General features: G+C 36.6%; 26 protein-coding genes and 1 pseudogene. 11 read left to right on the top strand and 16 right to left on the bottom strand.

Annotated elements, in window-relative coordinates:
- The first annotated feature begins 3 nt into the window (after positions 1–3).
- Positions 4–447, top strand: coding sequence for a carboxymuconolactone decarboxylase family protein (locus HX13_RS20015; protein WP_050022515.1), 444 nt, complete (start codon positions 4–6; stop codon positions 445–447).
- Positions 448–639: 192 nt separating this feature from the next.
- On the opposite strand, the gene HX13_RS20010 is transcribed toward HX13_RS20015, so the two are convergent.
- The 5 genes from HX13_RS20010 to HX13_RS19990 all read right to left on the bottom strand — a co-directional run bounded on the left by HX13_RS20010 (position 640) and on the right by HX13_RS19990 (position 4,117).
- On the bottom strand, positions 640–1,128 hold the full coding sequence (locus HX13_RS20010; protein WP_050022514.1) for a VOC family protein: 489 nt from the start codon (positions 1,126–1,128) through the stop codon (positions 640–642).
- 154 nt (positions 1,129–1,282) lie between these two features.
- Entirely contained in the window at positions 1,283–2,266 is a 984-nt protein-coding gene (locus HX13_RS20005; protein WP_050022513.1) for an aldo/keto reductase, read from the bottom strand.
- A gap of 98 nt (positions 2,267–2,364) precedes the next feature.
- Entirely contained in the window at positions 2,365–3,123 is a 759-nt protein-coding gene (locus HX13_RS20000; protein WP_238555549.1) for a type 1 glutamine amidotransferase domain-containing protein, read from the bottom strand.
- Positions 3,120–3,410 (bottom strand): putative quinol monooxygenase, encoded by a 291-nt coding sequence (locus tag HX13_RS19995; protein ID WP_050022512.1) that lies wholly within the window; start codon positions 3,408–3,410, stop codon positions 3,120–3,122. The genes HX13_RS20000 and HX13_RS19995 overlap by 4 nt, the downstream gene beginning before the upstream one ends.
- Before the next feature lie 89 nt (positions 3,411–3,499).
- Entirely contained in the window at positions 3,500–4,117 is a 618-nt protein-coding gene (locus HX13_RS19990) for an NAD(P)H-dependent oxidoreductase (protein WP_050022511.1), read from the bottom strand.
- 311 nt (positions 4,118–4,428) lie between these two features.
- On the opposite strand from HX13_RS19990, the gene HX13_RS19985 reads away from it, so the two are divergent.
- Positions 4,429–5,328, top strand: a complete 900-nt coding sequence (locus HX13_RS19985) for a LysR family transcriptional regulator (protein ID WP_050022510.1) — start codon at positions 4,429–4,431, stop codon at positions 5,326–5,328.
- Here HX13_RS19985 and HX13_RS19980 read toward each other — a convergent pair.
- Positions 5,302–5,769 (bottom strand): GNAT family N-acetyltransferase, encoded by a 468-nt coding sequence (locus HX13_RS19980; RefSeq protein ID WP_050022509.1) that lies wholly within the window; start codon positions 5,767–5,769, stop codon positions 5,302–5,304. The two genes, HX13_RS19985 and HX13_RS19980, sit on opposite strands and share 27 nt — an antisense overlap.
- Entirely contained in the window at positions 5,769–6,203 is a 435-nt protein-coding gene (locus HX13_RS19975; protein WP_050022508.1) for an acetyltransferase, read from the bottom strand. The genes HX13_RS19980 and HX13_RS19975 overlap by 1 nt, the downstream gene beginning before the upstream one ends.
- Before the next feature lie 291 nt (positions 6,204–6,494).
- Here HX13_RS19975 and HX13_RS19970 point away from each other — a divergent pair, with 291 nt between their 5' ends.
- Complete coding sequence (locus HX13_RS19970) at positions 6,495–7,370, top strand: aldo/keto reductase (RefSeq protein ID WP_050022507.1); 876 nt, start codon at positions 6,495–6,497, stop codon at positions 7,368–7,370.
- Positions 7,371–7,816: 446 nt separating this feature from the next.
- Positions 7,817–8,818 carry an NAD(P)H-dependent flavin oxidoreductase gene (locus HX13_RS19965; protein ID WP_128572530.1) on the top strand — a complete coding sequence of 334 codons (1,002 nt, stop codon included), beginning with the start codon at positions 7,817–7,819 and terminating at the stop codon, positions 8,816–8,818.
- 127 nt (positions 8,819–8,945) lie between these two features.
- Here the strand turns inward: HX13_RS19965 and HX13_RS19960 are convergent, their stop codons facing one another.
- The 9 genes and pseudogenes from HX13_RS19960 to HX13_RS25005 all read right to left on the bottom strand — a co-directional run bounded on the left by HX13_RS19960 (position 8,946) and on the right by HX13_RS25005 (position 16,238).
- Positions 8,946–10,283: a UDP-N-acetylmuramate--L-alanine ligase gene (locus tag HX13_RS19960; protein WP_050022505.1), complete on the bottom strand. Its 1,338-nt coding sequence runs from the start codon at positions 10,281–10,283 to the stop codon at positions 8,946–8,948.
- Between the two features lie 5 nt (positions 10,284–10,288).
- Positions 10,289–10,726, bottom strand: coding sequence for a hypothetical protein (locus HX13_RS19955; RefSeq protein WP_050022504.1), 438 nt, complete (start codon positions 10,724–10,726; stop codon positions 10,289–10,291).
- Between the two features lie 9 nt (positions 10,727–10,735).
- Positions 10,736–11,542: a lysophospholipid acyltransferase family protein gene (locus tag HX13_RS19950; RefSeq protein WP_050022503.1), complete on the bottom strand. Its 807-nt coding sequence runs from the start codon at positions 11,540–11,542 to the stop codon at positions 10,736–10,738.
- Positions 11,543–11,569: 27 nt separating this feature from the next.
- A complete protein-coding gene (locus tag HX13_RS19945) occupies positions 11,570–12,199 on the bottom strand; it encodes an NUDIX hydrolase (RefSeq protein WP_050022502.1) in 630 nt (209 codons plus the stop codon).
- 107 nt (positions 12,200–12,306) lie between these two features.
- Positions 12,307–12,810 (bottom strand): OsmC family protein, encoded by a 504-nt coding sequence (locus HX13_RS19940; protein WP_050022501.1) that lies wholly within the window; start codon positions 12,808–12,810, stop codon positions 12,307–12,309.
- Between the two features lie 238 nt (positions 12,811–13,048).
- Positions 13,049–14,609: pseudogene (locus tag HX13_RS19935) on the bottom strand (Rne/Rng family ribonuclease).
- Positions 14,610–14,976: 367 nt separating this feature from the next.
- The gene (locus tag HX13_RS19930) at positions 14,977–15,267 is read right to left on the bottom strand and encodes an HU family DNA-binding protein (RefSeq protein WP_002984212.1); all 291 of its coding nucleotides are present in this window, start codon (positions 15,265–15,267) and stop codon (positions 14,977–14,979) included.
- A gap of 298 nt (positions 15,268–15,565) precedes the next feature.
- Complete coding sequence (locus tag HX13_RS25010) at positions 15,566–15,793, bottom strand: response regulator transcription factor (protein ID WP_238555548.1); 228 nt, start codon at positions 15,791–15,793, stop codon at positions 15,566–15,568.
- Positions 15,794–15,875: 82 nt separating this feature from the next.
- Positions 15,876–16,238 (bottom strand): response regulator, encoded by a 363-nt coding sequence (locus HX13_RS25005; RefSeq protein ID WP_238555547.1) that lies wholly within the window; start codon positions 16,236–16,238, stop codon positions 15,876–15,878.
- Between the two features lie 280 nt (positions 16,239–16,518).
- Here HX13_RS25005 and tssO point away from each other — a divergent pair, with 280 nt between their 5' ends.
- The 7 genes from tssO to HX13_RS19890 all read left to right on the top strand — a co-directional run bounded on the left by tssO (position 16,519) and on the right by HX13_RS19890 (position 25,434).
- The gene (gene tssO, locus HX13_RS19920) at positions 16,519–16,956 is read left to right on the top strand and encodes a type VI secretion system TssO (RefSeq protein WP_238555546.1); all 438 of its coding nucleotides are present in this window, start codon (positions 16,519–16,521) and stop codon (positions 16,954–16,956) included.
- Between the two features lie 12 nt (positions 16,957–16,968).
- Positions 16,969–17,493 carry a type VI secretion system transmembrane protein TssO gene (locus HX13_RS19915; RefSeq protein ID WP_050022500.1) on the top strand — a complete coding sequence of 175 codons (525 nt, stop codon included), beginning with the start codon at positions 16,969–16,971 and terminating at the stop codon, positions 17,491–17,493.
- Between the two features lie 53 nt (positions 17,494–17,546).
- Entirely contained in the window at positions 17,547–18,458 is a 912-nt protein-coding gene (locus HX13_RS19910; RefSeq protein ID WP_050022499.1) for a PKD domain-containing protein, read from the top strand.
- Between the two features lie 47 nt (positions 18,459–18,505).
- A complete protein-coding gene (gene tssR, locus HX13_RS19905) occupies positions 18,506–20,911 on the top strand; it encodes a type VI secretion system protein TssR domain-containing protein (RefSeq protein ID WP_050022498.1) in 2,406 nt (801 codons plus the stop codon).
- 495 nt (positions 20,912–21,406) lie between these two features.
- Complete coding sequence (tssD, locus tag HX13_RS19900; protein WP_050022497.1) at positions 21,407–21,814, top strand: type VI secretion system tube protein TssD; 408 nt, start codon at positions 21,407–21,409, stop codon at positions 21,812–21,814.
- A gap of 383 nt (positions 21,815–22,197) precedes the next feature.
- A complete protein-coding gene (locus HX13_RS19895) occupies positions 22,198–24,693 on the top strand; it encodes an ATP-dependent Clp protease ATP-binding subunit (RefSeq protein WP_050022496.1) in 2,496 nt (831 codons plus the stop codon).
- Between the two features lie 72 nt (positions 24,694–24,765).
- Positions 24,766–25,434, top strand: coding sequence for a lytic transglycosylase domain-containing protein (locus HX13_RS19890; protein WP_238555545.1), 669 nt, complete (start codon positions 24,766–24,768; stop codon positions 25,432–25,434).
- Positions 25,435–26,024 lie beyond the last annotated feature (590 nt).

Below are 26,024 nucleotides of genomic sequence, written 5' to 3'. Positions count from 1 at the left end.
ATTATGAGCGCAAGATTAAATATTGCAACAGTAGATTCAGCTGCTTACAAAGCAATGCTGGGATTAGAAGGATATCTTCAGACTATTTCTTTAAATCACATTCAGAAAGAATTAATCAAAATCAGGGCTTCACAGATTAATAAATGTGCATTCTGTCTTGATATGCATACGAAAGATGCCTTAAAATACGGGGAAAATCCTCAAAGAATCTTTATTTTAGATGGTTGGAGAGAAGCGAAAGAATTTTTTACAGAAGATGAGCAGGTACTTTTGGCCATGACAGAAGAAATTACGTTAATCAGCCATGAAGGCCTTACCGAGGAAACATTTCAAAAAGCAAAAGCCATTTTTGACGATAATCAGATCGCGCAGATCATTATGGCTATTGTGACCATTAATGCATGGAACAGGATTGCGATAAGTACCCATACTCCTATCGAAAAATAATGACGAAGGAGGAGAAAATAATATAATGGCTTAAATATGCTATAAAAAGGCTCTTCAACATTGAAAAGCCTTTTTATAGCATTACAGAGCTCAATTAAAAACCTCCGTTGGTATTAATTCTAAAAATAAATCTTAATGGGTAATTATTAAGTTTGTTTTTATGGAGGTTGTTTTGGCATTTTTGCTCTTCATTTACGGATTCTTTCTTTTGAATGGTCCTTGAGCAGCTATAATTTCAAGATTGGTTCCATCAGGATCCTGGAAGTAAGCTACAGCAGTTCCATATCCGGATTTTAATCCGTCTGCTTCTTCGAATACGATTGGTTCTCCATCAGGTTCTACACCGATTTCATTTAACCTCTGCATCGCTTCGTCGATATTGTCTACTTCAAAACAAAGGTGCATGGCACTGATCTGGTTATTGGAGTAAGCAGCCTGTTCAGATTCTGGGATGACGTATTCCAGGATATCTAGATTGAGATTATCCAGACGGAGATTGGCAAATTTTATTTTAGTGTCAGTCAGGCCTTGGGTTTTGGCCATTCTTTCTCCACCGATGACATCAATATTGGAAACTTTAGTTCCTGTTAATGCTTCGTAAAAGGCAATAGATTTCTCTAAATTCTTTACAGTAATTCCAACGTGATTAGCACGTGTGAATCCTTTTGTTGTATTTTCCATTGTTTAAATTTTGTAATTATTTAAATTAACATACTGCAGATTTGCAATACACGACTTCAACTTTCTTCTTCTTCTTCATAGTCTGGTAATCATTAAAAACAAAAGCTGAAAGTTATCAATCACCTTATACTACTTCCATCCTCCAGCTTCTATATTAAATCTCGCTTAAAGCAGCATTGATGAAATTCAATTCTTCCTGAGAAAGGTTGATGTCCATTGCTTTTGCATTTTCGATAGCTTGCTGGGCATTTCTTGCCCCTGCCAATACTACTGTAATTGCCGGTTGCAGGGTAGTCCATTTTAATACCAGCTGAGAAAGACTGGCTCCTTTTTCCTGTGCGATAGGTTCAATTTTTTCCAAGAACGTTTTTACTTTATTCAAATCAAATTGAGAAAAATATCCGTTTCTGTGGTCGTTATCCTTTAATTGGGTTTCTCTGAAATATTTACCGGTTAAAAGACCTCTTTCCATAGGGCTGTACACGATGATTCCTGAATTGTTCTCCAAAGAATAAGGAACAAGATCATTTTCGATCGCACGGTTCAGCATGCTGTAAGAAACCTGGTTGCTGGCAAGCTTTAAAGTCCTGTTAGCTTCTTCCATTTGAGACACGCTGTAATTGCTTACTCCTGCTGCACGAATTTTTCCCTGCTGGACCAGTAATTCCATGGCTTCCATTGTTTCGCAGATAGGAGTTGTGCTGTCTGGCCAGTGAAGTTGTAAAAGGTCAATATAATCTGTTCCCAATCTTTGTAAACTTTCCTCAACTTCTTTAATGATGTTTTCTTTGGATGCGAATTTATATACAGGAATTGTTTTTCCCTCATCTTCCGCATCAAAGAAAAATTCTCCTTTTCCGTTGTTGCTTCCATCCCATACCAAACCAAACTTTGTTAACAGCTGGATTTTTGAACGGTCCTTTCCTTTGATAGCTTCACCAATCATTTCCTCGCTCAGCCCGAAACCATAGAATGGTGCGGTATCGATAGAAGTTACTCCATGGTCCAATGATGCGTGAATAGAGTTGATAGAATCCTGCTTTTCATTACCACCCCACATGTTTCCGCCGATAGCAAAAGCACCATGTGTGATTGTCGATAATTCCAAATCTGTATTTCCTAATTTTCTATATTCCATTTTGTTTGTATTGTTATTTATTTAAAAACCCCGTCAAATCTTCGATTTGCCACCCCTCCAGAGGAGGTAATTGTTGCATCAATTGACTTTGGGGGCGGTTATTTGTTATTTAATTCCTTTAAAATTGCTTCTCCAACACTCTTTGCTGACTGGGGATTCTGTCCTGTAATCACTCTTTGATCTGCTACTACATGATTTTGCCAAAGCCCTGATTTTTCAAATTCTGCTCCTCTTTCTTTCAGCTTGTCCTCTAATAAAAAAGGAACAACATCTGTTAATTTTACTTCAGCCTCCTCTTCGTTGGTGAAAGCATTGATCTTTTTCCCGTCAACCAGGTATTTCCCATTCTTCAGTTTGATATTCACGAGTCCTGCTGGGCCATGGCATACACCTGCTACTATTCCTCCGTTTTCATAAATTTTTGAGGCGATGTCAGCCAGTTCTTTATTGTCTGCAAAATCCCACATAGCTCCATGACCTCCTGCGTAAAAGATTGCAGAATATTCTTTTGGGTTCACCTGGAATGGCGTCATCGAATGATCAATTCTGTTTTTGTATTCTTTATTTTCCCAGAACTCCTTATTTACAGGATCTTTCAGGTCAAACCCATCTACAGGAGGAGTACCGCCCTTTGGGCTTACAAAGTCAATTTCATAACCTGCTTTGTGAAGGACTTCCCAGGGATGGGAAACTTCTCCGAGGTAATATCCTGTATCTTCGCCTGTACTTCCTTTTTTGTCATGACTGGTTACGACGAATAAAATTTTCTTTTTCATATTCTTTGAATTTTGGGTTTGTGCCTGTACGGATCCTATTGTAAATATGGCAAGCATGAAAAGCGCTAATTTTTTCATCATGAAATAATATAGGTAGTATAAATATGTGGTTTTTCCTGAAGTTTTTCATCTACCAGAGCTCCAAAAGCCTGGATGTAAGGCTGTTGATTATGATACTCCAATCCTTCTTTGCTTTTCCAGATTTCATAGAAAACGAACTGGTTTTTGTCTTCAGTTCCCTGATGAAGGCTGTAAAGTTCACAGGCTTCTTCTTTTCTCGTCTCTTTTACCATATTCTGAAGAACTTCCAATACTTCTGCCTGGTGTTCTTCTTTGGCTTTTATAATGGCTGTAAGGTATATTTTCATTATTAAATAAAATTTTTAATTTTTGTCAAGAAGTTTCTATACGATGCTACCACCTATATATCCGGTGATACCTGTGACCAGTATTTTTTTCATGATGCCAATTCCTGTTTTAATTCTTTTTCAAATACGGATCTCACATGTTCTCTATACAGTTTCATATCACGTTCTATATTGGCATTCTTTTCTACATCATGGAAGTGAAAGCTTTCCATTTTTTCTAAAGAAACAAAAGCGTTCATTCTATGGAAACCAAATAAAGGTCCGTCATCTACACTTCTTTCACTGAAGAATTCACCGGGAAATGTAAAGGCTGTTGCAGGGGCATTCCAGCTTGTGGTAAGCATATATTTTCTTCCACCGAGCATTCCTCCTGTACCGTAATTGATCTCAGGATTGGCAGCATTTCTACCGTCACTCATGTAAATTCCTTTGGCGTGGCCAGCCGTGAAAACTTCATCGATGTATTTTTTCAATCCGTTCGGAAGCTGGAACCACCAGATAGGAGTGTGGTAAATAATATAATCTGCCCAGACAAACTTCTGCACTTCTTCATATTTGTCGTAACTTTCACTTACATTGGTAACCTTTACTTCCAGGTTATCGAATTCTTTAAGAACTGCTAATGTATTTTCTGCAATAGTCTGATTATATTTTCCTCCGGAATGTCCGAAATTTTGTCCGCCGTTGATGATTAATACTTTTTTCATTTTTTTTATGATTGTTAAATTTTACTTCGCAAAGTTACGATGACTTATGGTATAATAGAAATAATATAAATTATAATAAAGTATTATAATATTTATAGTTTGTTTGTTGCGATTCAAAAAGTTGCTTGTTGCGGGTCCTATATTTCTTGATTTTCGGTCTGATTTTCTGAGGTATAATCCCCTGAACTATGATGAAGAAATTGTTATTCCTGAATTCATATAATTACCTTATTCGGATTATTATGTAGCTGAAATAATATTAATATTATAATTATTTTGTAATTTTGCATTATAATAGTAATAATTAAGCCATGGTTAATTTAGAATGGTACCGTACTTTTAAAGCGATATATAAAACCGGGACATTGACAGGGGCTGCGGATGCTTTATTTATATCACAGCCGGGAGTAAGCCTGCATCTGAGCTCATTGGAAGCTTATGTAGGGTATAAACTGTTTGACAGAACGGGCAGAAAAATGATCCCGACAGAGCGTGGAAAAGTATTATTCAATGCGGTTGCCGAGCCTATTGCCAAACTTGAAGATGTAGAGAAGAATTTTCAGAAGTCTACCGAGAAACATACTCCTACCATCAGTGTTGGAATGTGTTTTGAGACTTTTCAGACTACATTGGAACAATATGTTTCTACATTGCCTTTTAACCTGATTATCAGCTTCGGAGAATATCCTGAAATGCTGGATCAGCTGGATAAAGGTATATTAGATCTTATTATCACGCCTAAAAAGGGTTCTTCCCCCAATATAGAACATGAAGCTTTCTCTTCGGAACAAATCATTCTGGTAGGAGGAAAAGATATTGATACCGCTGCTTTCAATAAAATATTGAAAACAAAAGACGCAGAACAGATTGAGAATTGGCTGAAGAATGAAAAATGGTATGGAACTACCGGTGATATGGAGCATCTTTTTCAGTTCTGGACCTTGAATTTTGGACATAAACCGAATTTCCGTCCGAATTATATTGTTCCTAATCTAAATTCTATTATCCGCTGTCTGAAAGGAGGGGCCGGCCTGGCCGTTGTTCCTGATTTTCTATGCAAAAATGAAATCGAAAGCGGTGAAGTAAAACTGATCTGGGAAGGAAAAAGAAAGCTGGAAAATACACTTTATTTCGGATGCCGGAAAAAGACCAATTACCAAACAGAAATAGACCATATCAAAGATCTATTCCGAAAGGTGATGGGTAAGTAAAATCATGTCTTGCATCTGCAAACCGTTTTCATAAATGGGATCAGGATAATTTTCAATAAAAAAATTTTTACGGATACCTGTTTTCATGAAGCCATTTTTCTCATAAAACCTGATCTGTTGGAAACCTGTATCCGATGTTCCGACAGTCAGGAGTTTATAGTGATTTTTCTTAGCAATTTCTTTTGCTTTATTTATTAATATGCTACCAATACCTTTGCTCCTGTAGCTTTCAATAACAGCTATATTTTTAATTTCCAATTCTGCATCAGAATGTTTGTACAGGGCCATTACAGCAATATCCTGCTGGCTGTCATTGAAAAGATAGATATCGGATTTGAAGATATACCGGTTTATGGCTTCTGTAGTCTCGTCTGCCAATAAAAGTAAACCGTATGGAATCTTTGAATGGGCATCAATTTTTTTAAAGGTGAAATTCTCCATTACAAGCTCATATGAATTAATGGATAATCTTTACCGAAGCCATCTTTTTCCGATCTTCCTGTTTTTTTGAAACCCATTTTTTCATAAAAGCCGATCGCCTGTGGATTTTGTTCGTTAACATCCACTTTGGTAAGCCCTGTTTTCTCTTTCATAAATTGATAAATTGCTTTTCCATATCCCTTTCCACGGGTATCATTATGAATGAAAAGCATTTCCAGATTGTCGTCAGAAACAGAAGCAAACCCTTTAGCCTCATCATTTTCAGTAATTAAATAAACTTCCAGATGGGGAAGATAGTCTTTGGGAATTACTTCTTTGAAATAATTAAAATCCTCTTCAGCAAGAAAATCATGGGTAGCTTTTACTGCCGATTCCCATATTTCCATAATTCTTGGGTAGTCCTCAGCCTTTGCAAGCCTGATATGTTGTGACATGATTTGAAATTTATACAAAAATAGGAAAAATAGGGAATGAACTAGAAGTTACAGCCGTCACAAATATTTTTATTATTTCCTGTTTTTTGGGGAAAACCACAGGGCGCAAGGATGATCATAACAATGAATATTTAGGCAAGAAATTAAAATTTTCAGCAAATATATTTGAGCCATTCGTACTTACATCCAATAACGGTTGTACAAAAACAGTAAAAATTGGTAAGCCGGCATTTCAATTTTTTGTCGCAAATTTGTTTAATCACTTTATATTAATAACTAAAATCAAGACTTATGCAAAAGAAAATCTATGCAGGACAGCCTGTGGTCACTTTAAATAATGGAATTGATATTCCGGCGTTAGGATTCGGAGTATGGCAGATGGAAGACCTGCAAGAATGTGAAAAAGCTGTAGTTAAGGCCATACAGACGGGATACAGAATGATTGATACTGCTGCTATTTATCAGAATGAGACCGCGGTAGGAGCAGCTGTAAAAAACAGTGGGGTAGACAGGGATGAGCTGTTTATCACTTCAAAAGTATGGGTTCAGGATCACGGATATGAAAAAACAAAAAGTGCCTTTCAAAGAACCCTGAACAGATTGCAGATGGATTATCTTGATATGTATCTTATCCATTGGCCTTACGGGGATTTTACGGGAACATGGAAAGCCATGGAGGAATTGTATCAGGAAGGAAAGATCAAAGCAATCGGGGTTTGTAATTTTACGATGGAGAAGCTGGAAGAATTAAAACTCCATTCAACAGTTGTACCGGTAATCAATCAGATTGAATTACATCCGGTATTCCAACAGAAAGAGCTACAGGTATATAACAGGAAAAATAACATCATCACCCAGCCATGGAGCCCGTTAGGGAACGGCAATGCCAACCTTTTAAATAATATGGAACTGAAAAGAATAGCAGAAAAGCACGGTAAAACTGTTGCGCAGGTGATTTTAAGATGGCATTTACAGGAAGGATTTGTAGTTATCCCCAAATCAGTAACACCGTCAAGAATTGAAGAAAACTTTAATGTATTTGATTTCAGATTGACAGAAGATGAAATGAATGTTGTCCGTTCTTTAGATACAGGAAAAAGATTATTCTTTGATCCGAAAGATCCGGAATGGGAACAGAAAATGCTAAACTCTGTAGCAGATATTTAAAGCCGATTAAATAACGTCAGTTTGGAATAAGGGTTCTAATTTAATTAGATTTGAAGATGGGAGCTGGAAGATGGAAGTTACGAGGGGGCATAAAGAATAACCACTCGTCTGCTTTTATCTTCTTTACAATAAAATTAATGATGTTGTTGATTGCCGGTAATGATAACTGAAAATAGTTTCCATCCTTTATACTTGTATACTTGCTTCTTAGCCCGGATTCAGTTAAATAATCTCCCGCAGACTTTACAGATAACGATCCGGATTTTGAATCGGTGAAATTTGTGAGATCTTTGGAAATTACTTTTTGTAATGAGGAATATCATACGGAGTTGAAAGAGAAGTATTCTTATTTTTTTGTACCTTTTAATTAAAATATATTTTTATGTTCTGGCCGGATACAATCAGTAAAAAAATTAGGGATAGAATATCCTGTCATTCAGGCTCCCATGTTTGGAGTGAGTACCGTACAGATGGTTGCTGCAGCAACTCGCGCAGGCTGTCTGGGTTCTTTGGCATTGGCAGATCTTTCAGCTGAAGAATCTATTAAGCTGATCAGAGAGACAAGAAAACTAACCGATAAGCCTTTTGCAGCTAATATCTTTGTACATCACATTCCTGAAATAACAGAGCCTTTAAGATTAAAATTTATTAAAACCAGACAATTTTTAAAACAGCTGGCAAAAGACAATGACATTGAAGTAAACTTTCCTGATCTGGAAGACCTTAATGTGAGATCCTATCATGAACTCGTAGATGTGGTCATTAAAGAAAACTGTAAAATTTTAAGCTTTACTTTTGGGAATCTGGATGATCAGAGTATTCAGAAGCTGAAAGAAAACGGGGTAACATTAATTGGTACATGTACTTCTGTAAATGAAGCGCTACTATTAGAAAAATCAGGAATTGATATCATCTGTGTCCAGGGGATAGAAGCCGGCGGTCACAGAGGAACTTTTGATCCGGAGCATGTTCTGCAGATTGGAGGATTATCTTTATTATCGCAGGTTTACGATCACGTAAAGGTTCCGCTGATCTATGCTGGTGGAATTTATAACGGGAAAACCCTTCAGGCGGTAAAGGATCTGGGGGCACAGGGATTTCAGGTGGGAAATCTTCTCTTGGCTTCCTGCGAAAGTGCCTTGCAGCCTTTTGAAAAGGAAAGGCTTAAAAAAGCAAAAGAGGACGAAATTATGTTGACGAAAAGCTTCTCAGGCAGATATGCGAGAGGAGTTAAAAACAAATATATTGAAGCAGTTGAAGATTCGGAATATATCTTACCTTACCCTTATCAGAATAAACTGACCAATGCATTGCGTAAAGCTGCCAAATCTAAACAAAATGCAGATTTTGTAGGAATCTGGATAGGACAGTCTTTGCATGATTACAGTGAACTTTCTGCTGAGGAAATTCTGAAAAATCTCATATTTCAGGTAGAGGGAATGAAATGAAATTGTAGGATCTTTGGGACTTCAGCAGCTTATTTTTTATGCACCTGATCCTACAATATCCGATAAAATAAAAATTCCTTTCGTAAGTTGAAAGGAATTTTGTTTTATATAAAATTTATAAATTCAATTATTTCGTCAGATCCAGGCCGCCAAAGTTTCCTGAGCTCATCATCAGATAAACGCCATTGGTTTTATCTAGTGTATTCCAATAGGCATGCAGGTCTTCTGCATTGGTGAAAACTTTCAGGTTTTCATTCTTGAATTTTTCTTTAATAAAATCCGGAGATATAGGTTCCATTCTTTTGATTTTTAGGGCATCTTCAGAGTAGAAAACAATTGCTTCATCCAAACCATCCATGGCATGGTCATACTGCTCAAGAAAAGCAGGATTCAGGCTGGAATAGGTGTGGAGCTCAAGGAATCCGTACTTTTTCTCATTCTTAAACTGTTCGTTGAATGCCTTTACAGCTGCTTTTACCTTACTTGGCGCATGGGCAAAGTCTTTATAAAGAGTTCCTTTATCTTCTCTGTCTACTTTTTCAAGACGCTTTGAAGCTCCCTTAAAGCTCATAATGGCTTCGTAAAAATCCTCATCCATGATTCCTAATTGCTGACAGATATGTCTTGCTCCTTCAAGGTTCAACAGATTGTGGGCTCCAAAAACAGAAAGAGGAACATCTCCCATCTCGGTTTTTAAATATACTTTTCCATTGCTTATCTCATATTCCGGAGTTTTGTAAGGGATTTTTCTGAAATAATTTTCAGCATTTTCCACTACTTTTACCACTTCCGGATCTTCTTCGTTATACACCAGAACTCCGCCGGCGGTAATGCTCGCTACAAACTTTCTGAATTGTTCTATATATTCATCAAATGTTTTGAAAACATTGATATGATCCCATGCAATACCGCTCATTAAAGCAATATTGGGCTGGTATAAGAGAAACTTGGAACGCAGATCGATAGGGGAAGAAAGATATTCGTCACCTTCCAATACCATGAAATCATTGTCCTGGGTCAGTTTTACCATACAGTCAAAACCTTCCAGCTGTGCACCCACCATAAAGTCTACATCCTTTTGGTGAAAGTTCAAGACATGAAGGATCATTGAGGTAATGGTCGTTTTACCATGCGAGCCTGCAATTACAACCCGGGTTTTATTTTTGGATTGTTCGTAAAGGAATTCAGGATAAGAGTAAATTTTCAACCCAAGTTCTTTTGCTCTTGCTAATTCAGGATTATCCTGGTGTGCATGCATTCCGAGGATTACCGCATCAATATCCGGAGTGATTTTTTCAGGAAACCAACCCATTTCCTGAGGCAATATTCCTTTTTTCTCCAATCTGGATTTTGAGGGTTCAAAGATCGCATCATCTGAACCTGTAACCTGATATCCTTTATCTTTTAAAGCAATGGCAAGATTGTGCATGGCGCTTCCGCCAATAGCGATGAAGTGGGTTTTCAATGTATTTACTGTTTTTTTACATTAGTATTAATAATCTCCTGGAATGCTCCAAGAATATTATCCCAATTGGTCTGGTAATTGGGAATAATCATGCTGGCATCTGTTTTACTTCCTTCATTAGGACCTTTCTTAACGTTAATAGAAGTAGAAATATTATCGTAAAGTTTTTTATGGTCCTCCTGTATTCTTCTGAAATTATTCTGAGAAAGGACCTGATCCAGTTTCTTTAAATCTTCATTGGAAATTTTAAAATCCTGTTTGTACTTTTTCCCCTGGCCTTCAAAAGAATAATGTACGTTGTTACCTTTTATAAGAAGATTTTCATATACCGGGGCATAACCACCACTTTTCGAATAGCTGATATCAAAATCCGAATATACTTTTTGGCTATTGCATGAAACTAATACTATGATGGCGAATAAAATTCCTATTATTCTGTTCATAATTTAACTTTAATTATTAGGGTCTTTTTGTTCTAATTTTTTAGCTTTAAGTTCTTCATCATAGGTGTGTAAAACATTGAAATCCTCAGTCTGCTCAATAGCGGTCATAATTTTTAGCAGGATTTCCGGTGCCTTTTCATTATCGTAATCAATATCTAAAGGTGCTTTGAATTCCATGGTAGGCTTTACTCCGGTTACTTTTACACGGAGTCCTTTTTTATCAAAGGCCCTTCTGAATCCGTTTATTTTGATCGGAATTACGATCGGGCGTTGGTTTTTTACTAATTTGGCTGTTCCCCGTCTTCCCTGTGCAAAAGCTGATGTGGTTCCCTGAGGGAAAGTGGCTACCCAGCCATTGTCCAGAGCCTTCATAATATTGTCAACTTCACTCATATCTACCAGTCTGTTGACATTTTTACCTTCTGACCGCCAGGTCCGTTTTACCGTTACCGCTCCTGCAATTTTAAAAATTTTAGGGAGGATTCCCTTATTCATGGTTTCTTCGGCCGCTACATAATAGAAATCGATCTTGGGATTAAGTAAGTAGATCGGATTCTTGATGGTGTTTAAGTATCCGTTATTTACTGCACAGAAAGCGTGATACATGGCTGCTACATCTGCAAAGTAGGTTTGATGATTGGATACAAAAAGCACATTGGAATCCGGTAGATCCACAAGATGTTCTGTGCCGGTTATTTTTAGTTTATTAAAGCCATTGAACCTTCTGTAGGATACCAATCCTAAAATAAAAATAACCAACCTTTTTAAAAAATAAGGTGTTCCGAATGCATCGGTGAAAATATTTTTCTTCGCCATCTCTCAATTAAACACGGTAGTGCAAAGTTACATATTTTTCAGCAACTGGCTGAATTCACTTAATATCATTGCTGTGGCTCCCCATATGATATACCCGTTGAAATTAATGACCGGTACTTCTTTACCTCCCGCACTCGGCAGAGCCATGATTTCAGGAGTATCCGACAGGTTCAGGAAGGACGTGACAGGGAATTCAATCACTTCTACCGCTTCAGTTTGCTGAAGGATAAAAAAAGGGTTTTTCGCGGTATATGAAATGTAAGGATATACATAAAAATTGCTTGGCGGGATATATATCGGGGACATCTCCCGGATAATCCTTACATAGTGTTTGTCTATCCCAATTTCTTCGGATGTTTCACGGATCGCTGTTTCTGCAAAATCCCGGTCCATTTCCTCACGTTTTCCGCCAGGAAGGGAAATCTGGCCGCTGTGTCTGTCGTGCTCATTAATGGTTCTCTGGATCAAAGGAAAATACCATTCGTTGTCTTTTAAATACAATACGATGTTGACTGCTGCAAATTTTGGATTTTTTGCCAATACCTCTTCATAGGTAAAAACGGGACGATAGGGAGGCGAGAATATTCCGTGGGCATGCTCGCCGGGAAGCTCTATGCTTTTTATTTTTCTCAATAAATCTTTTCCAAAATTTTCCATAGCTCAAATTTAACAATATATCTTGAAGAAACAGGAGTCTTAACATTAATTAACCAATATGGAAAGGGAATCGGAGCATAAATCAGATTTGAATTTAACTGTAGTTTTTAGCGTTTTTCTCGCCGGAGTATACTACTTATGCTTGTTCCCATTTTAATCGTGGGCATATGTTTAATGGAAAAGTTGACAGAGTTGGCAATAAAGCAAAATTGATTGGCTTTGTGATGAAGCTGTTTTGCCTGCTCCATCATAGATTCCTCTGTCACTGTTACCACCGGATGCAGGGTGACCTCAGTGAAATGTCCGCTTCCATCTGCCGTTTCTGCCATTATTCCTGTGGCTTCATCCATATATTCTGTAACAATGACTCCGGCTTCAGAACAAAAATGGAGGTACCAGAGCATATGGCATGAAGATAGTGATGACAAAAACATTTCCTCAGGGTTGTATTTCGTCTTGTCCCCACGAAACGCAGGATCCGATGAGCCTTCAATTGTTGTTTTGTTTTCTACCGAAATGCTGTGGCTTCTTTCATAATCCCTGTATCCGCTGGTACCCTTGCCTTTATTGCCTGTCCACTGAATTGTAGTTTTGTAGTGATGGGTTTTCATAATTATAAAGATAAAAGATAAAAGATAAAAGATCTTGTTGTTAAACAACTATTGTCCTTGTGTATAATCTTAGGATATCAATATCAATAGGGGACGGGCTTTAGCCCGGCCAAATTAAAATAAGCAAAAACCCGGTTTGCTTTAACCAAAACCTATATATACAGTTACATTTTTTATTGAATAATAAGATCGTGTCATAAAAAAACCTTCAGTAAAAACTGAAGGTTTGAATTTTGTCTTAATTAGAGAATTCTATCAATTCTTCTTTTTTGGAATTGTAGATCCTGTATTCTAAATATTTAAAAGAATCCCTTGGTACAATGGTTACCCACTTTTTGTATTTCATAAACCATTTCATCTGGATGCTTTTAATGCCTTTGGTTAGATAGGCTTCCACGAACGGGTGTACGTGCAGATAAATTTTTCCTTTTTCTTTCTGCAGGATGTTTCTTAGGGTTTCACCCATCCTTTCCACGATAACAATCGGAGCTACAATTTCTCCGTCTTTGTTCGGGTTTTCTTCTTTGGTTTCGATCTGTTTTTCCGGACGGTTTCTTTGTCTGGTGATCTGGATCAGTCCGAATTTACTTGGAGGAAGTATTTTATGGCGGGCTTTGTCGCGTTTCATTTCCTCTTTCAGGTGTTCGTAAAGATCCCTTCTGTGTTCAGAGTTCGGCATGTCGATGAAATCGATGACGATGATTCCTCCCATATCACGGAGGCGTAGCTGTCTTGCAATCTCTGTAGCTGCCATTTTGTTCACCTTTAGGGCGTGCTCTTTATTGACAGCGGCTCCGGTGGTAATGTTATTCCCGGAGTTAACGTCGATGACGTGTAGTGCTTCTGTGTGCTCAATGACAAGATAAGCTCCTTTCGAACTTGGAATGTTGACGTGTTTTCCGAAGCTCTGTTTAAGCTGTTTTTCAACATTGTAATATTCCAGGAGTGGAATATGAGAATCATAAAACTGGACAATATTTTTCTTTTCAGGGGCAATTACTTCAATATAATTTTTCATTTCATTAACCATCTGCTCGTCGTCACAGATGATATTTACGAAATCCTGATTAAAATTGTCTCTTAAAATAGCTGAAGCTTTGTCTTCTTCGCTTAAAACTTTAGACGGAACTTTGTTTCTCTGGATGTTTTTGAAAGTGCTTTCCCATTTCTGAATCAGCTGATTCATATCATTGTGAAGGTCGGCTACCTTTTTTCCTTCGGCTACCGTTCTGATAATAACTCCGAAACCTTCAGGCTTAATGCTGTCGATAAGAGTTCTCAGTCTTTCCTTTTCCTCAGTACTTCTGATTTTTTTGGAAATGGAAACCTTATTATCAAAAGGAATTAAAACCAGAAAACGTCCCGTTAATGAAACCTGGGTAGAAATTCTGGGTCCTTTGGTAGAGATAGGTTCCTTGGTAATTTGCAGCAGAACAAGATCGTCTTTTGCAATTACTTTGTCTACCGTTCCGTTTTTGTCTATTTCGGGTTGAATCTCGAAATTTTTTTAAGCTTGAAGTGCTTTGTTTTTTAGAAATAGTATCTTTTAAAAACTTTCTGTACGTAAGATATTGAGGCCCCAAATCCTGGTAATGCAGAAATGCATCCTTGTCGTATCCGATATTCACGAAAGCGGCATTCAGATTGGGCGCCAGTTTTTTTACTTTTCCTATAAACAGATCTCCAACTATAAAATCGCTTTTGTCTTCTTGCTCATGAAGTTCACATAGTCTTCCGTCTTCCAGCAGTGCAATCTTTGTAAGATCATCTTCATGCGAAACTATTAGTTCTTTCTTCATTTTGTTATAAGATAAAATTGTTAAGATTATAGGAAACTGGTGTTATTCTTGATTAATTCATCTATTAAATATAAGGAATTAGAATGAAAACCTTTATATGTTTATTAAAATAATATTTGAAATTCTCCACTTTCCGCGGAATCTTATAGTTGCAAACAAAAATATAGTCGGCGAACTTTAAAAAATTAAAACCACCAACTATATCATTATATTGTAAATCTCGATGAGAAGAGATTATTTTTTCTTATTGTCTGTTTGCTCTTCTTCTTTTCTTTCTTTTGTGAGTTGCAACCTTGTGTCTTTTTCTTTTCTTTCCGCTTGGCATAATTTTAATTTTTTAGTAACTAGTTAATATTCAGTTAATGTCTTATTTTACTGCAACTTTAGTTTTTACTTTCTCAACAAAAGATTTTGAAGGTTTGAAAGCAGGAATGTTATGAGCAGGAATCTCAATTGCAGTGTTTTTAGAAATATTTCTTCCTGTTTTAGCAGCTCTTGTTTTAATGATAAAAGATCCAAAACCTCTTAGATAAACGTTATCCCCATTATACATAGAAGTTCTGATCTCCTGCATAAAAGCTTCTACAACTTTCTGTGTTTCATTCTTTTCTGTTCCCAACTTATTTGAGATGGTGTTTACCAATTCTGCCTTTGTCATTTCCTTATTTTAATTTTAAATTTTAGGTGTGCAAATTTAGTTAAAAAAAATTGAATACTAGCAAATTAGTGGCCAAATATTTTTGTTTAAATAGTTAAGATTGTCATATGTACGCTATATTAAAGCCGGCTGATATTATTTAACAATTTAATAATATAACCCCGTAATTCAATAAAAATTCATGGGGTATAGCCCATAAAAAGCTCATTAAACAAGCTTACAGCAATGTTTTTGGCCATAAGTCTGTCTTTCAAAACTTTTCTATACAATAAAATATGAAATTAAAATTCAGAAGATTTTACATACTGGAATTATAGTATCCGTTTTCCACACAAAAACGGATCAGATGAAGTTTGGTTTTCAATCCTAATTTTTCCGTAAGCCTGTTGATATAGGTGTCAATAGTTCTTGTACTTAAATTGAGCTTTTCAGCGATCTCTTTATTGCTGAATCCTTCATAGCAGAATCTCATCAGCTGGATTTCAGCAGAAGAAAGCTCCTCCTGTCCCTTCTTTTGCCTGTCCATGTATTCCTGTACAGCAAGTGGCTGCTGTTCCCATTCCTTGGAATAAGAAGCATAATCAAACTCATCAGAAACAATGCTTCCTTTAATAAATGTCTTTGATGATATTGCTCTTTTTCTGGCAGTAATATAGATTAGGTATCCTGGAAAGGATTTCAGCCATATCTTCCTGGTAGGTGCCTGAATAGGTAATTATGGGAGTTTCTGTGTTGTTTTTCCTGATATATTTAATCGCTTCAATACCACTTAGTACCGGCATGAATAGTTCAATAATGAACACATCCTCCTGCCTTCTGTAGATCCTGTTCACCAGCTCATGGCCGTTATTACAGTCATTCAGAAGCATATAAAAAGGATTTTCCATGAGTGTTTTGATCATTATTTTCTTGAAATAAAAATCGCTGTCAGCTATGGAAAAACGCACAGTATTGGATAATATTTTACTCATTCTTAATATCGATTTGGCGAATGATATTCAAAATTCAGAGGCCTAATTTATGAAAAACTTATGAAAGCTGAAATTAATATTAATTTAATTAGGGTTTTTACGAAACCAGACTGGGGAAAATACGTATTGTGCATAAAATTTTTTTTTTATATTTTCACAGGCCAAACAAATCGCAAATATATGTCTTCGAACAGGGAAAAAAAATTAAACAAATCTGACGTCAGAATGGGCATTTGGAAGTTCATTCTATCTTTTGCCGTCTTGTCGGTAGTCTCTTTTTATGTGCCTGTTTTTCTTCTTTAAAAGCTATGATATACAAAGAGAAGGGATCAGCAGAGAAGCAGAGGCTTATAAAGAATTGATGGGACGAAGCGATGTGCTGCGGAATCTTGTTGATGAAATTTACGACAAAATGATTCAGCTTAATATTAATAAGGTGGAAAACGATGTATTCCTCCGGACCAGTATTATGGATAACGTAAGAGATGCTAAAAATATTATGGGAAAAGACAGTACCCAGAATTTTAAGCACTATGCCGTACTGATGAAGCAGATAGAGCCGATGATGACTTTAAAGGCTCAGATCATTGAAGTGGAATACAAAAAGAAAACAGTGAAAAGAGACCTGGATGATTGTATGGGTAAAATAAACAGGGCAAATAGTGAACTCAGAAAAGACCCAACCAGAAATTTCACAGGAAGCAGAAGGAGAAGATAAAAAAGAAAAGATATGCAAGGACAAATCACACTATCTAAAAAGGAAAGGCATTATCAGTTTTTTTATTTAATACTGATGCTGTTGGCAGCCATGATATTTCTTGGAATTATTTTCCTGAAAGGATTTGAATCCCCGTTTTCAGATGAAGATGTAAGAGGTATTCAGAATCTTCAGCAGAAAGCCGAATTTGAGCAACATCAGAAGATTATTTTACCGATCATGGATAGTACCTATGTCAGGATAACCAAACTTAAAGGCGAAGGTCCACAACCTTTTGCAGAAAATAATATCCAGTTGGGCGTGAATGATCTTAACGATTATTTCAACGGAAATAATGTAACTGATATCCGGAAAGATGCCTATCCTCAGATCGCTAAATTTTACAAAATGTATTTTGATGATAAAAAAGTGATTTCTACAACTCTGGAAGACATTAAAATATTTGAGAAACAGGTTGAAGACTGCAGAATCGGGTTTAAAGATAAGCAGAATAAACTCTATGAACGTGAAAATGCTTTAAAAGCAAGAAGTCAGTAACCCATAATGAAAATGCTAGGAACTATATACAAAACACTTCACAATTATTAACTATGAATTATTTTCAAAAGAACAAAAAGAACATTATTATTGGTGTCATCGCAACTTTGCTCATTGCCGCTCTTGTTGCACTGTGGCTGCAGAAAAAAGTGATCCATTCTGCTACTGATATTGTTGGGGTGGTTTATCCGTCTTCATTGGCAGTAGGAGATACACTTTTATTTGAAGATAAAACCCAATTTGCAAAAACCAAGAGATGGAATTTTGGAGATGGTACCACTTCAGATAAAAGCAGTGGTATACACTTCTATAATAAATCCGGTTATTATCAGGTAACTCTCATTGTAGACAATAAGTATACAAAATCTTTCCCGGTAATGGTATCAGAAAGAAGTATCAAGGCTCAAAAAGATACAACTAAAGTGAAAACCACAATTGATGCTCCTATACAAGCAATGCAAAATGAAAATGTACCTTTCCGTGCCGTATCTGAAGCTACGAAGTTTGCCTGGAAATTCGGGGAAACCGGAAATACAGACTCTAAAGATAAATTTACCATTTATTCTTATAAAAAACCGGGTGACTATGTGGTGACTTTATATACTGAAGAAACCCAGGAGCCAATCTACCATCGTATTAAAATTCTGCCAGCTTACGATTCTTTAGCAGAAGAAGAAGTATCAGTAGAAGATTCCTATGCAAAAGTGGATAGTGACTTCAAATACCACTTACAGCAGATTGCCAATGGGAACAGTTTCAATACCCATTACAACTACCTGTTAAGAACCTATTTGTGTAACAATGAAAACACGGTAGTAAAAGTAAATGATAGTAAAGTAAACAATTTTTACATGTATTGCGCAGGTCTTCAGTTTGATAAAAATACTGTGATTCAGACCGTAAAGGTAAATTTAGATGATACACAAAACTGTGTAACTAAAGTAGATATCAATCAAAGTAAATAATATCATCCGGATTTCGGATGCACCAATCATAAAAAAGATAAAATAGGATGAAAAATAAATTTCCTCTAGCAGCATATTATATAGGATTATCAGTATTGTTGACGGGTTGCCAGGTAAAACTGCCATCTAAAAAAACACCCGAACCATCTGTATACGGTAAAATAGATAATTCTCCGGTGGTGAATGGTTTTCCTAAAAAGTCAACCCCATGGATCGTGATTTCAGACCGGTCCAGGAATACCGCTTACCTGGATAAAAATGATGAAAAGTCTTATAAGGAAGTGAAATTTTTGGAACCCCTGATGGTTTTAAAACATAGAGACGGAATGGTAAAAGTTGCAGAATACGTTCCCGATGCTTTAATGAAAAAGGTCTCTTCAAAGTCTGTTAAAACGTATGGCTGGATTCCTGAATCAGACCTTCTCCTATGGAACAATTCTTTAAAAAGCGAAAAAACGGGTTACCCTGTAAGAGTAGCAGTAGTACCAAGTAACAGTGAAGTCATCAAAAGTGCCGAAAGATACTATAAAAATGATTCCATCATGGTGTTTAATTCACCAAGTCTTATCGAAACGGCTAATGTAAAGATTCCTAACGGCCAGATAGTATATGTTTACAAGCAAGCCGAAAATAATAAGAGACTTTTGGTAGGGAAGAAACCATCTGTTGATATAGACAGTATCGGTAAAAGCCTTTACGGATGGGTAAGCTCCAATGTAATCTCTACATGGGGAGAACGTTCTGCCATTAAATTAAAAAATACAACAGGAATTAACGATACCGCATTAGGGATCCATGAAGGGGCTCCGGGAGGATCAGCATCTGACGCTGATAATAAAACGGCTATCCTTCTTACTGATGTCAACAAAAGAAAACCGCTGGAAAATATTTACCCGGTAAATTTGACTTTAGAAGAAGCACCAGCTGCCGATACCAAGACTAAATATTTTACCAATATCTTAGACTACAGCAAAAACTTCGTATCCAATGTTTTAGGTGAGCCTATTTACTTTGACCGTTACAGGGAGATTACAGAAAGAGATAAGAATATCAATATTGTTTTTGTATTGGATGTAAGTGCAGCAAATGCTCCTTATGCTCCTATCGTAAAATCATTATTACAGGATTTGCAGCTTAGATTTGAAAAGCCATCCTATTTCAATACGGTAAAATATGGGGCAGTTTTGTATAAAAACAATCCTTGTGGAAACAATACTTCTGTTTCAACATTAAGCACTAACTACAGTAAAATTACCGAGTTTATAGATCAGAAAACCAATGAAATGAACTGTAGCAGCAATAGCGGTTATCAGCCGGTAGGAGAAGCTCTTACTGCAGCCGGAAACCTTCTTTCAAACGTTCCTGATGAAACCAATATTGTTGTAACGGTAGGTACATCTGCCAGCCAGAGCGGTAATATGTATAGTGTGATAAGCTCACTTACCCAGGCACAGGCAAGATTGATCATGTTCCAGACCAGTGCAAGATCTTCTGACAATTATAACGACTTTGTATTGATGGCTGAAAATGTGGTTACCAATACAGCAAAGAATATTGCGGAACTTAAAAAACAAAAGATCATCAACCAAAATGATGTCCTTACAAAAAATAATTTTAGCCTGGTAGAAGGAGATGAAGGATTCTTCTCATTGGATTATCCTAAACAGAGTATGTCACAGGGATTCGTTATTTTCCCTAAAAAAGGTGATATTACAACCCCGGGATTCCTGAAGAAATCAGTAGACAGCCTTATTGCACAGGTTACCTTAGATAACGAAACGGTAGATAAATCATTAAATGAATATTTCCATTCATCCGTAGGAGCAGGAAGAACAGATGTTGATTTGAAATACAAATACCTGTATCCGGGGCTTACCAATCCTGTTTCAGCAGGTATTGCTGCGCAGCTGATCAACTACGGAAATCCGTTCCTGGTAAAAGGATATATCCCGAAAAATCTGAAAGAATATACTCCGGCAATAGAAAAAGGAATCCTTATTTCTGAAGGTGAATACGATAACTTAAAAGCTTTCTATTCCGAAGTATATAGAAATACCCAGGCTGAAAGGGCAGATTTTAACCAGTCTAAAGCCATTAAAGAATATGTAAAACTGCTTAAGAAGTATAACCCAACTATAAAATTCCTGGACAAAGGAGCTCTTTATGAATTACCTATGTTTTATTCTATAGGAATCAGTACAGGGTTTGACCTTTCAGAAGAAGAATTAATGAATAAGTACAAACTTAAAGGCTGGAAGAAGTCTAAAGTTGTCCCTAGGGAAACGGTAAGGAATTATTTCCTTCATTATAAGGAACTTGCAGACAGGATGCTTGCTCACAGAAATAATCCGGCAGTGAAAATTCAGCAGAACGGCCAGACATTCTACTGGCTTAATGAATATTTTACCCCAACAAGGATTCCGACAGAAGCTCCGGAATATACCAAACATTAATCGTTAATTTTTATAATATCCAAAGGCAGAAGTACTATTACTTTTGCCTTTTTTATTGACAACCCGACATTGTATCTCTTAGCTGAATGATGCTCTTGCGGTTTTAAAGAATAAATATTCAGCAAGAACTTTGCGAACACTGTGTCTGAATTTTATCACGCTGCATAAAATTAACAAGTAAAACGAGCTGTCCATTCACAGAATCATTTACCCTGAACAAACCCTGAAGTCCAGCTTTTAAAAATTCCTATTTCTCTTTTGTGTGTAAAATAGCTGTATTTGTTTAAATTTCAGGATGGGTAAAATCCTTTTATTTAAAAGGGTTATGATGGTATATGTAAATCTATTGTCGTAGAATTACGACATGAAATAGTAGAATTACGACAAAATTTCAGATTTATGTTCAAAAGTTTTTTTTTAGAAAAAAAAGACCCTATATCTTTGTTTAAACAATCACCGAATCACAAATATTACTAACGACTAAATGTACTCATCATGGCAGAAAGAAATTCAAGAGGAATCTTAAAATTCAATGGAGGAGACGGACAAAAGCTATTGAAACTAAAATATAGCGTTTCCAGATCTACAGACGTTTCAGGACGTGTAGCATCAGACCCTTCTAACGCATTGATTAAGCTTACAGTAGAAGCTACTGAAAAATCTGACATTCTTGAAAGTTTATTGAACGGAAAATACAAACCTACTGTGGGTGAAGTCACTTTCAATAAATCACACGAAGAAGGAACATTAATTACCCTAAGCTGGAAAAACGGATATGTAATCCAACATGAAGTAGACTTTGACGCTATCGACAGCAATAGTATGCTGATCAGTTTCGTGGTGAGCGCAGAAACAATAAACTACGGAACTTCTGAGTATGCAGGGCTTTGGCCAAACAGCTAAACTGTTACACACTATCAACATTCATAACAAAAGACTGTCCTTAGCAAAGACAGTCTTTTTTGCCTGCGATATCACATAAGACAAGATAAGCGGATTATTGATCATGATTCCGTAAATAATAGTATCTTTAAAACAAAAATCCCAATGGATAAAAGTATTTAAAGGAAAGTAAAAGATGAAAAAGAGCATTATTACTTCTCTAATCGAAGAATTAACTATTTTTATCTCATATGGAATAAAATATTTATTTTTATTGGAATAAAAGAATAAGATTTGATCCCAAATGGTAAAGGAATTAAAGGAATAAAAATGGGACAGATTCTAAATCTGAAAAGAACAGCCAACATCAGAACGCAAATATATTAATATAAGAAAAATTATAAATGGGAGTACTAGTAACCAACGAAACAGTCAAGCAGCTATTTCATATTGCTCAGTCGATAGCAAAAGAAAATTATAACGCTACCTATGGAGGACCACATATTTTACAGGCTTTAATGCACAAAGATATAGGGCTTAACGAGTTTTTGAAAAGCATAGATAAAGATCCCGGCTATTTTTATGAATGGGCAGATGTCCGTATTGAAGAATATCCAAAAACGGCCCATCTTCCGGAAGAAGCAGTACAGGATGAAGCCATAGATACTCTTATAGAAGAAGCCGATGATATTAGGCTGAAACTAGGACTGGATGAGATTACTCCTATCTGTATTTTAACAGCTATTGTGAAACCTCAGGTTGTATTTTCTCTTCAGCAGCTGAAATCTCTTCCTTTAAGAGAGCACGAAATATTCAATCTCTACAGAAAAGATATGCCACTTACGGTATCAGAAAACGGTGATTTTGCATCCTTGTTTTCTAACGGATCAGATTTTACGGATTCTTCTTTTCCATCCCTTAAAAACTATTGTGTGGACCGTACTGCCCAAGCCAGAAAAGGAGAGCTTGAAAATATTATAGGACGTGATAAAGAGCTGAGAATGCTGGTGGAAATCCTTTGCCGTAGAAGCAAACCGAACGTCATTATTATCGGAGAGCCGGGAGTAGGAAAAACTGCCCTGGTAGAAGGCTTCGCTATTGAAATTACAAAGGGAAATGTTCCGGACATGCTTAAAAATGGTACTTTATTAGAATTGGATACCGGTGCCTTACTGGCAGGAACGTCTTACAAAGGAGAAATTGAAGACCGCCTGAAAAAAGTAATCAATGAATGTAAAAAAATTGAAAAAGCCATACTTTTTATTGATGAAATTCACACCTTGTTAGATCCTAAAGGAAGCATTGGAAATGTAGCCAATCTTCTTAAGCCCGAGCTGGCCAGAGGTGAAATTACCGTTATAGGAGCCACTACCCAGGAAGAATACAGGAAAATTATAGAGCCGGAACAGGCATTTAACCGCAGATTTGAAGTCTTAACAGTCAATGAACCGGATGAAAAAACCTGTGTGAAAATGATCGATGTACTTCTTGAAGGATATAAGAAGCATCACGGTATTGAAGTGGAAAAAACAGCACTTCCGGAATGCGTACGCCTGGCCAAAAGATATGCGAAAGGAAAAAAATTACCGGATGCTGCCATTGACCTCCTGGACCGTACGATGGCTGCCATTAAAATGCTGGATGAGCTTTCGGAAAAAGAACTTGAAAGCTGGAAAGAAAGTTATGATACCATTTTAAAAGAAGAATATACAGACAGTAAGGACAAAGCAGATGAACTGATCTGGACTTATAACCTGTTGCGCGATAAAATAAGCCCTATACTATGGGGCTCACTGAGTGAACAGCCTGTCATAGATAATTCTATGCCTGTTGAGCAGATTCAAAAAATTATTGAAGACACCTACGCTGAGCTTTTACAGCATGCAGCCAGGAAAAGAGAGAAAGTAGACAGGCTGGAACTAGCTGCTGTAATGGCTGCCAAAACCAATATCCCAATTGGAAAAATCCAGGCCCAGGAAAAAGAAAAACTCCTGAATATGGAATCTCTTCTGATGAACAGGGTAGTTGGGCAGGATCATGCTTTAAAAATTCTTTCCGATGCTATTGTTGAAAACCGTAGCGGATTGAATAAACCAGGACAGCCAATAGGGTCTTTCTTCCTTCTGGGACCTACCGGGACCGGAAAAACAGAATTGGCGAAATCCATGGCCGAATTACTGTTTAATGACGAAAAAGCAATGGTGCGTTTCGATATGTCGGAATTTAAAGAAGAGCATTCTGCAGCATTATTGTATGGAGCGCCTCCGGGATACGTCGGGTATGAAGAAGGAGGTATGCTTGTAAATAAAATAAGGCAACAGCCTTATACTGTTGTACTGTTTGATGAGATAGAAAAAGCACATCATTCGGTATTTGATGTATTCCTTCAGATCATGGATGAAGGTAAGGTTCATGATAAATTAGGAAAAGAAGGGGATTTCAGTAACGCCCTGATCCTGTTTACTTCCAATATAGGAAGTGAAGAGATCGTGAAACAGTTTGAAGAAGGAAAAGTTCCTGAATCATCATCTCTGATGCAGATCATGTCCAATTCCGGAAGGTTCAGACCTGAATTTTTAGCAAGGATTACAGAGATTATTCCTTTTGCTCCGATTACAGAATCTATTGCCGAAAGAATTTTCAACATCCAGCTGAAATCACTTCATACCTCACTCACCAGGTTAGGAATGGCATTAAAGATCAGTGACGAGGCAGTGAAAAACCTGGCATTAGGAGGATTCAGCAGCAAATATGGGGCAAGACAGATTTCGGGAGTGATCCGCGCCCAATTAGCAAGACCAATCTCTAAAATGATTGTGAGAGAAGAAGTGAAATCCGGACAGACCATTCATGTAGACTGGAATAAGGAAGAAGAAAAACTGAACTGGAAAGTAGAATAATGGATAAGTGAAAAAAGCAAAAGGCAGCACTGTAGGTTTACTTCTGCCTTTTTGCTTCTTAAATATATTAAAATGAAAACGATTATCAGGAATATTTTTACAGGGGTAATGCTTTTAGGAACTGTAGTCTGGGTAAACGGGCAGTTTCTTTCTGCTTCAGATACTTCGGAAAGCAGTGTGAAAAGATATAAAGGAATTATTAACGCCAATAAAGATCTGGTAGAATTTATTGAACAGCTGCTTCTTCAGAAAGGGCTTCCAAAACATTTAAGAAATCTTGCTTTGATTGAATCTCATTTTAACAAAAATATAACCTCGGGAGCCGGTGCTGTTGGGATCTGGCAGTTGATGACGGCACATGCCAATCAATATGGGCTCACGGAGCAAAATCGTACAGATATTTATAAAAGTACGAAGACAGCTACCATTTCCCTGGCTAATCTTTACAAAAAGTATAACAATTGGGTAACGGTGGTGGCAGCTTATAATTGCGGGGAAGGTAATATAGCCAAAGCAATGCAGACTGCAGGATCCACTCAATATCATGAGTTTTCACAGTATCTTCCTGCGGAAACTATCAATCATGTAAAAAAATACCTGAATGCATGCTATGCAACAGGTGAGCTACAAAGTGTTTTAAATAATTATAACTCTTCAAGAATTAATAAAAATCTTTTTCGAAGGAAACAGAAAAACGACAGCAGCAGCACTTGCAGAAACAGAAATCAATGCGGGATTTAATTTAAATGTTGTTGCTGATGAATTAAAAGTAAGTGTTGACGAAATTCTTGCCTGGAATCCGGGGATCGTAGATGAGCTGCAGAAAAAAGGAGAAAGTACACTATACCTGCCTACAGACCTGATGCCTGATTTTCTTTTGAGAAAAAATAAAATTCTTACAAGATCAATTAAAATGGGAGGGAGTTCTCAACAATAAATACCCTAAGAATAATACCATACATCCGGATCCTGAAATACAGAGGTCCGGATTTTTTATGGAGAAAAATTTTTATGAACATATTCTTCGGGTTTAGAGAATTACTAAAGTGTTAAGAAAATCCTAATTTGTAATAATAAATCTTAATATTTCTCATTAAGGTGTAAAATCTCTGTTTTTTTATCAATGTCCTAATGTTTAAAAAACCTTGTATTTCCAGTGATTTAGAGCATGTTGGTAAATCTAATGTCGTAGAATTACGACATAAAGTCGTAGAACTACTACAATTTCTCAATTTTATAATTAAAAGTTTTTTTTAGCCAGCGTAGACCCTTTATATTTGCTATACAATCACTGAATCACAAAATATTATTAACGATTAAAATTTACAATC

The organism is Chryseobacterium sp. P1-3, from assembly GCF_000738495.1.
In the GTDB taxonomy this organism is placed as follows: Bacteria; Bacteroidota; Bacteroidia; order Flavobacteriales; family Weeksellaceae; genus Chryseobacterium; species Chryseobacterium gallinarum.
Note: the sequence above shows the minus strand (reverse complement) of the source record. Positions and strands in the feature narration are given on the sequence as shown.

Coding starts and splice junctions, on each gene's coding strand:
- HX13_RS19895 (WP_050022496.1), top strand. CDS start 22,198: ATGGGAGTACTAGTAACCAACGAAACAGTCAAGCAGCTATTTCATATT.
- HX13_RS19945 (WP_050022502.1), bottom strand. CDS start 12,199: ATGGAAAATTTTGGAAAAGATTTATTGAGAAAAATAAAAAGCATAGAG.
- HX13_RS20000 (WP_238555549.1), bottom strand. CDS start 3,123: ATGATGAAAAAATTAGCGCTTTTCATGCTTGCCATATTTACAATAGGA.
- HX13_RS25010 (WP_238555548.1), bottom strand. CDS start 15,793: ATGGACAGGCAAAAGAAGGGACAGGAGGAGCTTTCTTCTGCTGAAATC.
- HX13_RS19975 (WP_050022508.1), bottom strand. CDS start 6,203: ATGTCACAACATATCAGGCTTGCAAAGGCTGAGGACTACCCAAGAATT.
- HX13_RS19930 (WP_002984212.1), bottom strand. CDS start 15,267: ATGACAAAGGCAGAATTGGTAAACACCATCTCAAATAAGTTGGGAACA.
- HX13_RS19980 (WP_050022509.1), bottom strand. CDS start 5,769: ATGGAGAATTTCACCTTTAAAAAAATTGATGCCCATTCAAAGATTCCA.
- tssR (WP_050022498.1), top strand. CDS start 18,506: ATGAAAAATAAATTTCCTCTAGCAGCATATTATATAGGATTATCAGTA.
- HX13_RS19995 (WP_050022512.1), bottom strand. CDS start 3,410: ATGAAAATATACCTTACAGCCATTATAAAAGCCAAAGAAGAACACCAG.
- HX13_RS19970 (WP_050022507.1), top strand. CDS start 6,495: ATGCAAAAGAAAATCTATGCAGGACAGCCTGTGGTCACTTTAAATAAT.
- HX13_RS19910 (WP_050022499.1), top strand. CDS start 17,547: ATGAATTATTTTCAAAAGAACAAAAAGAACATTATTATTGGTGTCATC.
- HX13_RS19955 (WP_050022504.1), bottom strand. CDS start 10,726: ATGAACAGAATAATAGGAATTTTATTCGCCATCATAGTATTAGTTTCA.
- HX13_RS19990 (WP_050022511.1), bottom strand. CDS start 4,117: ATGAAAAAAGTATTAATCATCAACGGCGGACAAAATTTCGGACATTCC.
- HX13_RS25005 (WP_238555547.1), bottom strand. CDS start 16,238: ATGAGTAAAATATTATCCAATACTGTGCGTTTTTCCATAGCTGACAGC.
- tssO (WP_238555546.1), top strand. CDS start 16,519: ATGTGCCTGTTTTTCTTCTTTAAAAGCTATGATATACAAAGAGAAGGG.
- HX13_RS19985 (WP_050022510.1), top strand. CDS start 4,429: ATGGTTAATTTAGAATGGTACCGTACTTTTAAAGCGATATATAAAACC.
- HX13_RS19890 (WP_238555545.1), top strand. CDS start 24,766: ATGAAAACGATTATCAGGAATATTTTTACAGGGGTAATGCTTTTAGGA.
- tssD (WP_050022497.1), top strand. CDS start 21,407: ATGGCAGAAAGAAATTCAAGAGGAATCTTAAAATTCAATGGAGGAGAC.
- HX13_RS19940 (WP_050022501.1), bottom strand. CDS start 12,810: ATGAAAACCCATCACTACAAAACTACAATTCAGTGGACAGGCAATAAA.
- HX13_RS19965 (WP_128572530.1), top strand. CDS start 7,817: ATGTTTGGAGTGAGTACCGTACAGATGGTTGCTGCAGCAACTCGCGCA.
- HX13_RS20010 (WP_050022514.1), bottom strand. CDS start 1,128: ATGGAAAATACAACAAAAGGATTCACACGTGCTAATCACGTTGGAATT.
- HX13_RS20015 (WP_050022515.1), top strand. CDS start 4: ATGAGCGCAAGATTAAATATTGCAACAGTAGATTCAGCTGCTTACAAA.
- HX13_RS19915 (WP_050022500.1), top strand. CDS start 16,969: ATGCAAGGACAAATCACACTATCTAAAAAGGAAAGGCATTATCAGTTT.
- HX13_RS19950 (WP_050022503.1), bottom strand. CDS start 11,542: ATGGCGAAGAAAAATATTTTCACCGATGCATTCGGAACACCTTATTTT.
- HX13_RS20005 (WP_050022513.1), bottom strand. CDS start 2,266: ATGGAATATAGAAAATTAGGAAATACAGATTTGGAATTATCGACAATC.